Here is a 13,182-nt window from a genome sequence, read left to right as displayed (position 1 = left end):
GACCCCGGCCCTGCCTCCTCGGCGGGCCGGGCCCATTTCAGCGCAGGTTGCGGGATTGCCAGTTGGGCTCGACTGCCGCTGGGGTCAGCCGCAGCTTCACGTCGACGGCGAAGGCTCCGGACGGGGTGGCGATCAGCGGGTTGATGTCGAGTTCCGCGATCTCCGGCAAGGCCTTTGCCAACCAGGCGATCCGGTGCAGTACATCCAGTACCGCGGGCTCGTCGGCGGCGGTCGCGCCGCGGTAGCCGGCCAGCAAAGGTGCGCAGCGCAATGAACGCAGCAGCTCCGCCGCATCCAGGTCCGTCAGCGGCAGACCCGCCCACCGACGGTCGGCGAGAAGATCCGTCAGTACGCCGCCGCTCCCGGCCATCAGCACCGGACCGAACAGCGGATCCCGCACCAGCCCGGCGACCAACTCGATCCCCTTGGCAGCCATTGCCTGGACGACCACTCGTGGATCGCCGAGTGCTGCGGTCTGCTCGCGATACGCTTGCTCGAGTTCGACGGCGTCTGCGATGCCCAGCCGGACGCCACCCACGTCCGTCTTGTGTACGACGTCTGGTGCCCCGGTCTTCAGTACGACGGGATAACCCACCCGCGCCGCCGCGTCGACGGCTGCCTCGAGACCTGACACGGCCAGCGCCGGGACGACGGGGATCCCAGCGCAGAGCATCAGATGCTCGGCTCGCTGTGGATCGAGCCAGCCACCTTCGGGGTTCGAGGCAAGATAGTGCTGCACAACTCGTCGGGCATCGCCCAGATCGACTCCGCCGACAACAGGTTCGATCCCCAACGGGCGGGACAGCCATTCGGCGTACCGCATCGCTTGCGCGAGCGCCCGCACGGCCGCTTCGGGAAACGGGAACACGGGCAGCTTGGACCCGTCGGGAAGAACCACCTGTGGGGCGGCATCCGCGGCACCGAGGCAGTTCACCAGCACCGGAACGGTCGCTCCGGCGGTGGCGCGCGCAATCGCGGCGTACGCCTCGTCGACATCGCCGGCGCGGGTGACCGCATAGTTGACGAGCACCGCGTCGGCCTCGCCGCCGGCGATGATGACGCGAAGCGCGGACTCCAGCGTCAGCGCCGTCGCGGCCGCGCCCAGATCAACCGGATTGGCCGCACCCACCGCACCGGTCAGCTCTCGCAGCTCCTCCGAGGTCGCCGGGCCGAACTCCGGTACGTCGATGTTCAGCGCGCCGGCGGCGTCAGCGGCCAGTACTCCGGCACCGCCGGCATTCCCGACGATCGCCAGCCGCCTGCCGCGCGGCAACGGACGCCCGGACAGAACCCGCGCGGTATCGACGAGTTCCTCCAGTGTTTCCATCCGCAGTACGCCGCACTGCGCGAACAGCGCATCGACCGCGGTGTCCGGGGTCGCTGCGGCGGCGGTGTGCGACGCACCTGCGCGGCGGCCGCCCGCCGACCTACCACCCTTCACCACCAGGACAGGCTTCGTCCGTCCGACCAGCCGCGCGAGCCGGCCGAACTTCCGGGGGTTGCCGAACGACTCGAGGTAAAGACCGATCACGTCCGTGCGCGGATCATCCAGCCAGTGCAGGAGCAGATCGTTGCCGCTGACATCTACCTTGTTGCCCAGGGAAACGAACTCGGAGATACCCAGACCGGCCTTGCTCGCATGATCCAGCACGGCGATGCCGACGGCGCCCGACTGGGCGGCCAGCGCGAGCGATCCCGACAGCGGCGGGATCTCGGCGAACGTCGCATTCAGCCGTACGCCGGGTGCCGTGTTGACGACACCCAGGCAGTTCGGCCCGATCAGCCGCAAACTGTGCCGGCGCGCCACGCGCAGAAGCTCTTCCTGTACGGTCCGGCCGTCGGCACCGAGCTCGGAGAATCCGGAACTGAGGATCACGGCACCGCCCACACCGGCCAGCCCGCACTCCTCGACCACGGCCAGCACCTGGCCGGCCGGAACCGCGATCACGGCCAGGTCCACCGGCCCCGGAACCGCCGCGATCGACGGGTAGCAAGCGACCTCCCCGATCCGGTCGGCCTTCGGGTTCACCGCGAACAGCAGTCCGGCGAAGTCCCCGCGGGTGAGATTCGTCAGCACCTCGTGGCCGACGCCACCCGGCGACCGCCCGGCGCCGATCACGGCCACACTGCCCGGTGCGAGCAGCGGTTTCAGCGATCGATCCTCGGCCCCGCGTTCCCGCTCCGTCATCTTGTCCAGCGTGTGCGTGGCGTAGGCGGTGTCCATCGACAGTTCCACCACTCCGCTGTCGAACGTGCGCACCTGCTGGAATCCGGACTGCAGGAAGACCCGCAGCATCGGCCCGTTGTCAGCCAGCGTGTCGGCATGCAATCGCCGTACGCCGCGCTCACGGGCGACGGCCGCGAGCTGCTCCAGCAGGAGCGTGCCGATCCCCCGGCCGTGAACCGCGTCGTCGACCAGAAAGGCCATCTCGGCCTCGTCGGCGCGCATCGGTTCGTAGCTGGCGACCCCAACCACCGCGCCCTTGAGCTCGGCCACCAGGGCCACCGTCCCTTGCAGCGGGTCAGCCTCGGCCAGGTGATGCGCCTGCTGATCGGCCGAGACCCGATCCATCGCGAAGAACCGCAGGTAGATCGAGCGGTCCGACAAGCGGTGGTTCAGCTCCTTCAACGTCGACTCGTCGTCAGGTCGGATAGGCCGCAGGTGAACGACGGACCCGTCGGAAGCAAGCGCGTCCCACCCGGCCACCGCGGTCTCCGGGTGGATTCCGGTCAGCGCCTTCAACTTGCCGGACATGTGCACCTCACTGGCTAGAGAAGACGAGAGTCTCGTCGTCGGTCTGGTGGGCCGCGTACTCGGCATCGCTGACCTCGTGTGGGACCAACGCGACCGGACAGTCGGCCGTCGCGACCACCCGCTGCGCCACGCGATCGGTTCCCGACGAGGCGGCGCCATGCACTCCCAGCACGAGCAGTCCGACTGCCCGGCCTTCCCGGGCCAGAGCGGTGACGACAGGATCGGCGGTCACCATCCGTGTCACGGTGACCTCGGGGTATTGCTCGGCCCACCCCGCGAGGGTCTCGGCGAGGGTCAGATCGGCCCGGGCTACCCAGGTGTCGCCGCCATCGTCATCGGTGAGTGTCCAGCGAAGCAGGACCTGCTCGGCGTGCAGCGTGATCAGCCTCGCCTCGCGCTCGGCCGCAGTACGGAAGGCGAAACCGACGGCCTCCCAGGACAGCGCGGTACCGTCCACACCGACCGCGATGGTGCGATCGGTCATCGACGGCTTCCAGGTCTTCGGTACGACGACGACCGGGCAGCCTGCGCGGACAGCCAGACCGACCGCGGTCGGCGTGGTGAAGAAGCGGAACGGCACCCGGACCTCGACCCGGCCGACCACCAGCAGCCGGGCGTTGCGGGCGAGCCGGGACAGCACGGCCGTCCGCGATCCTGCACTGGAGACCGCGGTGACCGGCAACGACTCTCCGACCCGCTGTCGCACGTGGGCCACCGCCACCCGGAGCTCCGCATCGGCCAGGTCAGCCGGCGAGCTCGGGGCGTAGAGCGGCATCATCGGCGAGAAGGGCGCCTGCGCGGAGTACGGGCGGGCGAGCACCAGGCTGACGCCGGCCCGCATCGCTTCCTCGCAGGCGTAGTCGACAACGCGCAGGCCTTCGACTGTGCCTTCGACCTCGACAACCACCGGTCCGGTCCTTGCCCTGGTTCCCATCTGACTCGCCTCTCTCCTCGGTCAATTACTCAGTCGCGATCAACGGAGCCAGGGGTAGCGCTGCACGAGCTCGACCTTGTTCCAGCCTCGGCCGAGGCCCCAGACGTTGCCGGCAGCAACGAGTGCGAGGGTGATCAGGGTGATGGCGCCGAGGATGTGGTCGTCGATCACCGGGTTGGTCGTCGGCGGCAGGGCGGCGGCCCACATCATCAGGTAGAGCAGCGTGCCGGCGACGGCGGCGATGCGCATCCCGATGCCGAGCGTCAGCGCCAGGCCGATACCCGCGAGGCCGATCATGAACAGCGGAGTGACCCAGAAGTCACCGACCAGCGAGTGGTAGAAGCTCTCGAACGGTCCCTTGGCTCCCTTGCCGAGGAACCCGGCGGTCGGGTCGCCACCGTCCAGCCATCCCTTGCCGGCCGGAGTCGCGTAGCCAAGGCCGAAGACCTTGTCGACGAAGGCCCAGAGGAACGTGAGTCCGAAGGCGATCCGTAGTACGGCGAACGCACGACCGGCCGCGACACCGACGGTCCTCGCCTGCTCACGGGTAGTTGTGGGCGCCGAGTGGGTCGCGGTCTGCGGCCGGTGCGGAGTGGTGGTCATGATGGGTCCTCTCGATTCGTTTCGGACACCCTGAGCCTGTCGCCGTCGCGTCCCCAGCGGCAGGGCCCCTGGACCCCTACCGAGGTGCCGAACGGCCCGTCCGCCCGGGACAGCAAGGACCAAGGGCCCCTCTTCGGCGGCAAAGGGACCGAAGGTTCGGGGAGGGGTGTCAAGTGTCGGCGGGGCCGTGGCAGTCTGCGCACAACAGGCCCCTGGAGGGACGATGCAGCAAGTACTGGACAAGCCGCTGTCAGCCGATGAGATGGAGGCAGTGAACGCCTATTGGCGAGCTGCCAACTACCTGTCGGTCGGGCAGATCTACCTGATGCACAACGCCTTGCTGACCGAACCGTTGCAGCCGGCACATATCAAGCCACGACTGCTCGGTCATTGGGGTACGACGCCCGGACTGAACCTGCTCTACGCCCACCTCAACCGGGTGATCCGGCAGCACGAGCTGAACATGATGTACGTGATCGGCCCTGGCCACGGCGGACCCGCGATCGCCGCGAACACCTGGCTCGAGGGCAGCTATACCGACACCTATCCCGACGTCACCCGCGATGCGGCCGGAATGGACCATTTGTTCCGCCAATTCTCCTTTCCTGGTGGGATTCCCAGTCACGTCGCGCCGGAGCTCCCCGGGTCGATCCATGAGGGTGGAGAGCTGGGCTACTCGCTCAGCCACGCCTTCGGCGCGGTACTGGACAACCCGGACCTGATCGTCGCCTGCGTGATCGGCGACGGAGAGGCGGAGACCGGACCGCTCGCGGCATCGTGGCACTCCAACAAGTTCCTGGATCCGCGCACCGACGGCGCGGTACTGCCGATCCTGCACCTGAACGGCTACAAGATCGCGAACCCGGCGATCCTGGCCCGGATCGGTGACGACGAGCTGACCAGTCTGCTCGAGGGCTACGGCTACAAGCCTTACCTCGTCGAGGGCTCCGACCCCGACCCGGTGCATCAGACCCTCGCCGCCACGCTCGACGTGGTTCTCGACGAGATCGCCGCGATCCAGTCCGAGGCACGGGCCGAGCCCGGTACGCCGCGGCGCCCGTGGCCGATGATCGTTGTCCGTACGCCGAAAGGCTGGACCGGACCGCGCGAGGTCGACGGGGTTCCGGTGGAGGGGACCTGGCGATCGCACCAGGTGCCGCTGTCCGGCGTACGGACCTCGCCTGAACACCTGGCGATGCTGGAGGAGTGGCTGCGCAGCTACCGTCCGGGCGAACTGTTCGACGCGGAAGGCCGGCCGGTTCCGCTGCTGCTTGCCCAGGTCCCTGAGGGCGTGCGCCGGATGGGATCCAACCCGCACGCCAACGGCGGGCTGCTGACCCGCGACCTCGAGCTGCCCTCGCTGGCGGAGTACGCGGTCGGCGTGCCGTTCCCTGGCAGTGGACCTGATGAGCCCACCCGGGTGCTCGGCGCGTTCCTGCGGGACGTGCTGCGGGCCAACGACGAGCATCGCAACTTCCGCGTGTTCGGTCCCGACGAGACGGCTTCGAACCGGCTCGACGCCGTGTACGAGGCGACCTCGAAGGCGTGGAATGCCGAGACGCTGGCGACCGACGAGCATCTCGCCGTCGACGGCCGGGTGATGGAGATCCTCAGCGAGCACACCTGCCAGGGCTGGCTGGAGGGGTATCTGCTGACCGGCCGGCACGGCTTCTTCTCCTGCTACGAGGCATTCGTGCACCTCGTGGACTCGATGGTGAACCAGCACGCGAAGTGGCTCAAGGTCACCCGGGCGCTGCCGTGGCGACGCGCGATCCCGTCGCTCAACTACCTGCTGACCTCGCACGTCTGGCGACAGGACAACAACGGCTTCTCGCACCAGGATCCGGGGTTCATCGACCACGTCGTGAACAAGAAGGCCGAAGTCATCCGCGTCTACCTGCCGCCGGACACCAACACGTTGCTGGCGACGGCCGACCATTGTCTGCGCAGTCGCGGCTACATCAATGTCGTTGTCGCAGGCAAGCAACCTGGTCCCTCCTGGCTCGACCTGGACGAGGCCGTCCTGCACACGGCCCGGGGGCTCGGCATCTGGAGCTGGGCCGGCAACGAGGCCGGCGATCCCGACGTCGTACTGGCGTGCGCCGGCGACGTACCGACCCTGGAGACACTGGCAGCAGCAGCCCTGCTGCGCGAGCACTTGCCGAAGCTGAAGGTCAGAGTCGTCAACGTGGTCGACCTGATGCGGCTCGAGCCCGCGACCGAGCACCCGCACGGGTTGCCGGACGCCGAGTTCGACGCGCTGTTCACCTCCGACAAGCCGGTGATCTTCGCGTACCACGGCTCTCCCTCGCTGATCCACCGGTTGACCTACCGCCGGCACAACCACGCCAACCTCCACGTCCGTGGTTACAAGGAAGAAGGCACCACCACCACGCCGTTCGACATGGTGGTCCGCAACGACCTCGACCGCTTCCACCTGGCCATCGACGTGATCGACCGTGTCCCGGGCCTGGGCCAGCAGGCAGCCGGCTTCCGCCAGTGGCTCACCGACCAGCGCGTCCGGCACCACGCCTACATCCTCGAGTACGGCGAAGACCTCCCCGACATCCGCGACTGGGACTGGTCCACCGCCGTGAACCTCACCTGATCCACCTCAGGACGACCACTGACGGGCTGCTGTTCCCGCAGCAGCCCGTCAGTGGTTCCCGGCACGTCAACAACCTGCAGGAATCGGCCAACGGGAGCCAGTACAGGTCGATTCCCGCCGACTCCATTGCCGCCGGCATCGGTCAGTGCTCGGTATCGCCGAACAGCGCGACCTTCAGTGCCCCGGTCTCGGCCGCTCGTGAGAACACGTCGTACGCGTCCTGCATCTCGTCGAGGCCGAACCGATGGGTGATCAGACCCGGCATCGCGAGCCGTCCGGCAGCCAGCATCGACAGCAGCCGTGGTGTGCTCGAGGTGTCGACCAGGCCGGTGGTGATGGTGACGTTCTTGATCCACAGGTCTTCCAGGTGCAGCGTGACGGACGCGCCGTGGACGCCGACGTTGGCCACGTGGCCACCCGGCCGGACCACCCGGGTACACAACTCGAACGTGGCCGGTACGCCGACTGCCTCGATCGCGACGTCGGCTCCGAGTCCTCCGGTCAGTCCCAGGACCAGCGCCACGACGTCGTCCTCAGGACCGAACGCAAGGTCCGCGCCATGCTCCAGCGCCGCCTTCTGCCGGGCCGGTGCCGCGTCGACGACGATGACGTTGGCCGGGCTGAACAGCTTGCTGGTGGTGATTGCCGAGAGGCCGATCGGACCAGCGCCGACGATCACGACTGTGTCGCCAGGCGAGACCTGCCCGTTGAGCGTGCCCACCTCGTACGCGGTCGGCAGGATATCTGCCAGCAACAGCGCGTCCTCCGTGCTGACGTTGGCCGGCAGCTTGTACAGCGACCGGTCGGCGAAGGGGATGCGTATCTGCTCGGCCTGGGTTCCGTCGATCAGGTGACCGAGGATCCAGCCGCCCCCGCCCAGGCACTGCCCGTAGCTGCCCTGCCGGCAGTACTCGCACCTTCCGCAAGAGCTGATGCAGGAGACCAGCACCCGATCGCCCGGGGTGACTCCGCGGACGCTCGCGCCGACGTCGGTGATCGTGCCGACTGCTTCATGGCCGAGGATGCGGCCGTGATCGACGGTCGGTACGTCGCCCTTCAGGATGTGCAGATCCGTCCCGCAGATCGTGACCGCGTCCACCCGCACGATCGCGTCCTCGGGATCCTGGATCACCGGATCCGGTACTTCGCGCCAGCTCCGCTGCCCAGGACCGTTGTAAACAAGTGCCTTCATGGTCGGTCGACCTCCATGATTCAGGGATGTTCCATCAAGTCGACCCTCCTCCCCCGGCCCCGCGCCCGGCAGAGCCGAAACACACCACCGGCGCAGGCCCTTCGGCGGGCTGGACAGGGTCTGGAGACCCTGCCGTGCTCGCGTTGAAAGACGGCGGCCACTCAGAGGGTGACGCGGGGCTCGTGGACGATGGCGATCGGACAGGTTGCCTGGTGCAGGATGCCGCGGGCTGTCGACCCGAGGAGCATGGCGGCCAGGCGGTTGTGATTGCGCCCGCCCAGCACCAGAAGCTGAGCCTCCATGTCGTCAGCCGCGTCGGCCAGGTCGTAGACCGGGTGCCCCCGCCTGACATCGGTCTCGAACTTCACCTCCGGGTACTTGTCCCGCCATAACTGCGCGGTACGTTCCAGCCGCTCGAGAAAGTTGTCGCGCCACTCGGCGATCGTCCCCGAGGCCGGAGCGACGTCCCAGGTATAGACGCTGACGACATCCCACACATGCACCAGCCGAACCGGTGCGTGCCGTTCGGCTGCCAGACCGACCGCGAACTCGATGGCGGCCTGACACAGCTCGGACTCGTCGACTCCAACCACGATCGGGGCCGTACGGTCGCCCGGCAGCCACCCCGCCGGGACGACCACCACAGGGCCTTTGGCTTCGTATGCGACGGCCTCCGCAGTGGACCCGATCAGGAGCCGCTCCAGCATCCCGTGACCATGTCGCCCGACGACAAGCATCCGGAAACCCTCGGCCGCATGTGCCAGCGTCCGAGCCGGCGCGCCGGTCAGTACGTCCGCACCGTGCCCCGCCTGACCACCGTGGCCGGCCAGGTAATCCGTGACCTCCGCGGCCAGCCGCTTCGCACCGTCTCCAACGCCCGGCGCGGCGAAGTACGGTCCTGCCGCCGGCTTGGCGTCGACGACATGGATCGCCTTGACCGGCCGTGAGCCGATCCGCCCCTCTTCCAAAGCCCAGTCGACAGCACCGGCCGCGGCCCACGAACTGTCGACACCCACCGCAATAGTGGCACTGATACTCATGGCAACTCCTCCAGCAAATCGGACGTTCCTATTGCCGACGCTAGGCCCACCACCAGCCGCACAGCAGGGCCCAAAGTCCCCAATCCCTGGACAGCTGCCATGCAACCAACCAACTGGGCGTAGGCGTGTCTAACTCGGTACCAAGGATCGGGGAGGACATATGAGCGAACGGGACGCCGCGTTCGAGGCGTACTTCGCGGCGCGTTCCGGCGCCATGCGCGGGACGGCGTATCTGCTGTGCGGCGATTGGCATCGAGCGGAGGACCTGGTTCAGCAGACGTTCACGAAGATCTACCTGGCGTGGCACCGGATCGACCGGCGGGAGGCGATGGACAACTACACCAGGCAGGCCCTTGTGCGGACGTTCCTGTCCGAGCGACGGCGGGGGTGGTTCCGGTTCGAGTCGGTCGGGGCTGAGGCGGCCGATCGGCCGGCACCGGGGTCCGGGCTGGCCGACGAACGGATGGTGTTGCTGGCCGCACTCATGAAGGTCCCGCCGAGGCAGCGCGCCGTACTCGTTCTGCGGTATTGGGAGGACGCCTCCGTCGAGCAGGCGGCTGCGCTGCTCGATTGCTCGGAAGGAAACGTCAAGAGCCAGGCCGCGCGCGGGCTACAGACGCTACGCGGTCTGCTGCAAGAGGAGAGGGTTCGATGAACGAAGAGGATCTCAATCAAGGACTGCGTGACCTGATGGAGCGCAGCACCCCACCGCCGTCGATGGACCCTTCGCACGCACTCGTGCGGGGCCGCACCGCCCGGCGGCGGCGCCGGTTGGCATGGTCCGGCATCGCCGTCGTGCCGCTGGTGGCCGGCATCGGCGCCGGTCCCGCACTGGTCGCGAGCCTCAGCGGCGGCGGCCCGGCGGGCGACCTGGTGGCAACCGGCAGCACCACGCCGAAGCCGGTGCCGACCGCCACCCGGAAGAGCGGCGACCCGTGGCCGGAGGGCCAGACGGACCGTACGGCGAGCGCCGGTCCTCGCGTGGTCCGAGTGGTGAAGCTGATGGACGACCTGAGCTCGTCGGTCCCGCCGGGGTTCAGCACGCCCGACCTGAAGGGCGCGGACGGTCACCCGCTGAGGTACCCGCAGGCGCAGTACGCGTCCAACGACGGGGAGCAGGACTACTGGGAGTACGCGGCCACCATCCCGGTCGAGCGGGGCGGCAGGGTGGGCAGGCTGCTGATGAACTCCACCACGCCCGACGGCAAATCGGCCACGGAGCCGTGCAAGCTGGCGAAGAGGTTCCGGGGCGGTACCGGCACCTGCAGCGTCGTGGACGTCGACGGCAAGAAGGTCGGCGTGGTGACCACCAAAGGCCACTCCGACTACGACCAGTGGGCCACCTACCGCCACGAGGACGGCACCGTCGTGATCCTCGCACAGGCCAGGAGGTTCGAAGACCAGCAGCGGCCGCCGTTGACTCAACCGGTCTTCACCAGCCGCCAACTGGCCGAACTGGTCACCTCGGCGAAGTTCAAGATCAGCGAGTGACGCCCGGGCGAGAAGGGTCATGACCCCCGCATGACCCTTCCCACCCCGTGCGGTAGCCGATGCGGGCGGCGAAGCTCGGGCGGCGGCCCAGCCGGTGTTTGCGGTGATGGTTGGCCGCCAGTAACGCTGGCTCGCTGCGCGGAAGGTCAGGAGCAGGGCGCGTCTTGATGAGGACTGTCAGCCTGGGCTCAGCCACGGAATGAGCACTTCCAGCAGCTGATCCGGTGCGTCCAGAGGAATCAGATGTCCGCAGTTGTCGAGCTGGGTCGTGGTGAGGTCGGCAGCAAACGGCGCGAGCTGGGCAGCCAGCGCAGGACCGACCGGGCGAGCGCCGATTGCCAGCACGGGTACCTTCAGCTCTTGCTCGGCCAGTAGCGGCGCCAGTTCCCCCGCCGTACGCGACATAGCCCGATAGTGCTCGAATGCGCCGGCCAGAGCTTCGCTTCCCCGGTAGGCAGAGGCGAATGCGTCCGTGAGCTCGTGGCCGACCCCTTCACCATCGGCGGTGCCGGCCCGGAGGAACCACTCGATGTACTCCCGCTCGTGACCAACCAGCACTCTCTCCGCCAGACCCGGAACCTGATGGAAGCCGAACCACCATGGCAGGCCGCCGTGCGCGAATGCCTCCGCCCCTTCGACACCCGGCAGGACGGCCTCCATGACCGCAAGTCGCTCGATGCGATCGGGATATCCGAGCGCGAATCCCACCGCCGCCTGGACACCTGCGTCGATTCCGACCATCGTCGCGCGCTCAACGCCCAACCAGTCGAGCAACTCCGCCAGCCGGCCTGCCAACTCCAGTGCCGACCCGCCCAAGACCAGGTCGGGCGCGATGACCCGGTGAGTCGCAGCGAGCCGTGGGACGACCAGATCCCAGAGCCGAAACGTGTGCGGGAACCCGTGCAGCAACACGACCGCAGGACCGGTACCGGTGTCAATCATCAGGCCTCCTCGGTTACCTTTGGTTACCTGGTCAACGGTAGAAAGCGAGGAGGCAGGATGGAAGACCGCACTTCTTCGACACCTGGTCACTCCCAGGTGACCGCTCCGCGCGGCGATCTTTTCAGCCCGGAATGCCCCACCCGCCGGCTGCTCGACCGGATCGGCACCAAATGGGTCGCGATGATCGTCAAGACACTCGCCGAAACGGGCGAGCTTCGGTACGCCGATCTCAAGCGCCGTACGCCGGGCGTCTCGGCGAAAATGCTCACCCAGACCTTGCGCGGTCTCGAAGACGACCACCTCGTCGCCCGCCGCGTCGAACCAAGCGTTCCTCCGGCCGTCCACTACTCACTCACCCCACTAGGCCACAGCCTCGACGAACCGCTGGCCGCCCTCCGCGAATGGGCCGAGACCCACATGCCCGAAATCGACGGCCTCTCGAGGACGGGCTAGCTGAGCTTGACGAGGAGTTCGCCGAGCTCGGCGAGCACGGTGATCATGCAGGTGCGTGTCCCTCCTCGGACACCTACGGGGCGGGCAGGAGCGGCGCACTGACCAGCCGGCAGCGGGTCACCTGGGTGGCCGCGGCCGGGCCGGCACTCCTGACGGGCAGACCGGTGAGCAGGCCGCGCAGATCGTGCTCGACTTCCAACTGCCACGCGTGCTGCCGTGCTGGCTGGTCGGTACTGCGCTCGCCGTCTCCGCGGCCGTGATGCAGGGCGTGATCCGCAAACCGCTGACCCTGCGCGTGGTCGCCGGCCTGTCCAGCGAGGAGATCGCCCGTGCGTTCCTCGTCCCCGTGCCGACCGTGCAGGCCCGCATCACCCGGGCCAAGAAGACGATCGCGGCAGCCGGCGTGCCGTTCGAGCTACCGCCGGCCGGCGAGCGCCGGGAGCGACTGGGCGGCGTACTCAGCGTCCTCTACGTGATCTTCACCGAAGGGTCGACGGCCACGTCTGGCGACCGGCTGCTGCGCCCCGACGTCGCGTACGAGGCGATCCGGCCGGCCCGCACGCTGGCCGCGCTGCAACCCGACGAACCCGAGGTGCACGGCCTGCTCGCGTTGTGCGAGCTGACTGTCGCCCGGTTCCCGGCCCGGACAGGCCAGGACGGTGCGCCGGTCCTGCTCCAGGACCAGGACCGGCAGCGGTGGGACTTCTCGGCGATCCAGCGTGGGCTGGCCGCGCTGGCCAAGGCATCGCCCCGCGGCCTCGGCCCGTACGGACTGCAGGCCGCGATCGCCGCCGTCCACGCGTCGGCGCCCTCCGTCGAGGCGACCGACTGGGACCAGATCGTGGTGCTCTACGAGGCGCTCGGCCGGGTCGCGCCCTCGCCGGTGGTCGAGCTCAACCGGGCCGTCGCCGTGGCGATGGCCTCGGGCCCGGCGCAAGCCCTGGCCATCGTGGACGAGCTGATCGCCCTGGACCGGCTCCCCGGTTCGCATCTGGTTCCGACCGTACGCGGTGAACTGCTGGCCCGGCTCGGCCGGCGACCGGAAGCGCGTGCCGAGCTGGAACTGGCGGCCCGGCTGTGCGCGAACCACCGCGAACGCTCAGTCCTGCTACGCAAGGCCGCCGCACTGAGCTGACTGCTCTGCTGCGAGGTGTCGAGTCTGGC

At 68.5% G+C, this 13,182-nt stretch carries 11 protein-coding genes; 5 read left to right on the top strand and 6 right to left on the bottom strand.

Annotated features, from left to right (window positions below; all coding sequences use genetic code 11):
- Window positions 1-37: 37 nt before the first annotated feature.
- From F1D05_RS02395 to F1D05_RS02385, 3 genes are all read right to left on the bottom strand, one after another.
- Complete coding sequence (locus F1D05_RS02395; protein ID WP_185445796.1) at window positions 38-2,755, bottom strand: bifunctional GNAT family N-acetyltransferase/acetate--CoA ligase family protein; 2,718 nt, start codon at window positions 2,753-2,755, stop codon at window positions 38-40.
- A 7-nt stretch (window positions 2,756-2,762) separates the two neighbouring features.
- A complete protein-coding gene (locus F1D05_RS02390; RefSeq protein WP_185445795.1) occupies window positions 2,763-3,662 on the bottom strand; it encodes a universal stress protein in 900 nt (299 codons plus the stop codon).
- Window positions 3,663-3,728: 66 nt separating this feature from the next.
- Window positions 3,729-4,292 carry a hypothetical protein gene (locus tag F1D05_RS02385; protein WP_185445794.1) on the bottom strand — a complete coding sequence of 188 codons (564 nt, stop codon included), beginning with the start codon at window positions 4,290-4,292 and terminating at the stop codon, window positions 3,729-3,731.
- A 223-nt stretch (window positions 4,293-4,515) separates the two neighbouring features.
- On the opposite strand from F1D05_RS02385, the gene F1D05_RS02380 reads away from it, so the two are divergent.
- A complete protein-coding gene (locus tag F1D05_RS02380; RefSeq protein WP_185445793.1) occupies window positions 4,516-6,900 on the top strand; it encodes a phosphoketolase family protein in 2,385 nt (794 codons plus the stop codon).
- 142 nt (window positions 6,901-7,042) lie between these two features.
- Here F1D05_RS02380 and F1D05_RS02375 read toward each other — a convergent pair whose 3' ends face one another.
- The gene (locus tag F1D05_RS02375) at window positions 7,043-8,092 is read right to left on the bottom strand and encodes a zinc-dependent alcohol dehydrogenase family protein (protein WP_185445792.1); all 1,050 of its coding nucleotides are present in this window, start codon (window positions 8,090-8,092) and stop codon (window positions 7,043-7,045) included.
- Window positions 8,093-8,253: 161 nt separating this feature from the next.
- Window positions 8,254-9,132 (bottom strand): universal stress protein, encoded by an 879-nt coding sequence (locus F1D05_RS02370; protein ID WP_185445791.1) that lies wholly within the window; start codon window positions 9,130-9,132, stop codon window positions 8,254-8,256.
- Window positions 9,133-9,292: 160 nt separating this feature from the next.
- Between F1D05_RS02370 and F1D05_RS02365 the strand changes: the two genes are divergently transcribed.
- Entirely contained in the window at window positions 9,293-9,787 is a 495-nt protein-coding gene (locus F1D05_RS02365; protein ID WP_185445790.1) for a SigE family RNA polymerase sigma factor, read from the top strand.
- Window positions 9,784-10,623, top strand: coding sequence for a hypothetical protein (locus tag F1D05_RS02360; RefSeq protein WP_185445789.1), 840 nt, complete (start codon window positions 9,784-9,786; stop codon window positions 10,621-10,623). Before F1D05_RS02365 ends, F1D05_RS02360 begins: the two co-directional genes overlap by 4 nt.
- Window positions 10,624-10,800: 177 nt before the next feature.
- Here the strand turns inward: F1D05_RS02360 and F1D05_RS02355 are convergent, their stop codons facing one another.
- Window positions 10,801-11,565 carry an alpha/beta fold hydrolase gene (locus tag F1D05_RS02355; protein WP_185445788.1) on the bottom strand — a complete coding sequence of 255 codons (765 nt, stop codon included), beginning with the start codon at window positions 11,563-11,565 and terminating at the stop codon, window positions 10,801-10,803.
- Window positions 11,566-11,622: 57 nt separating this feature from the next.
- Between F1D05_RS02355 and F1D05_RS02350 the strand changes: the two genes are divergently transcribed.
- Together F1D05_RS02350 and F1D05_RS02345 are read left to right on the top strand one after the other, a co-directional pair.
- Window positions 11,623-12,018: a winged helix-turn-helix transcriptional regulator gene (locus F1D05_RS02350; RefSeq protein WP_185445787.1), complete on the top strand. Its 396-nt coding sequence runs from the start codon at window positions 11,623-11,625 to the stop codon at window positions 12,016-12,018.
- Between the two features lie 55 nt (window positions 12,019-12,073).
- Window positions 12,074-13,153, top strand: a complete 1,080-nt coding sequence (locus tag F1D05_RS02345) for an RNA polymerase sigma factor (RefSeq protein ID WP_195826156.1) — start codon at window positions 12,074-12,076, stop codon at window positions 13,151-13,153.
- Window positions 13,154-13,182 lie beyond the last annotated feature (29 nt).

It is taken from the genome of Kribbella qitaiheensis, assembly GCF_014217565.1.
Taxonomy (GTDB): Bacteria; Actinomycetota; Actinomycetes; order Propionibacteriales; family Kribbellaceae; genus Kribbella; species Kribbella qitaiheensis_A.
Note: the sequence above shows the minus strand (reverse complement) of the source record. Positions and strands in the feature narration are given on the sequence as shown.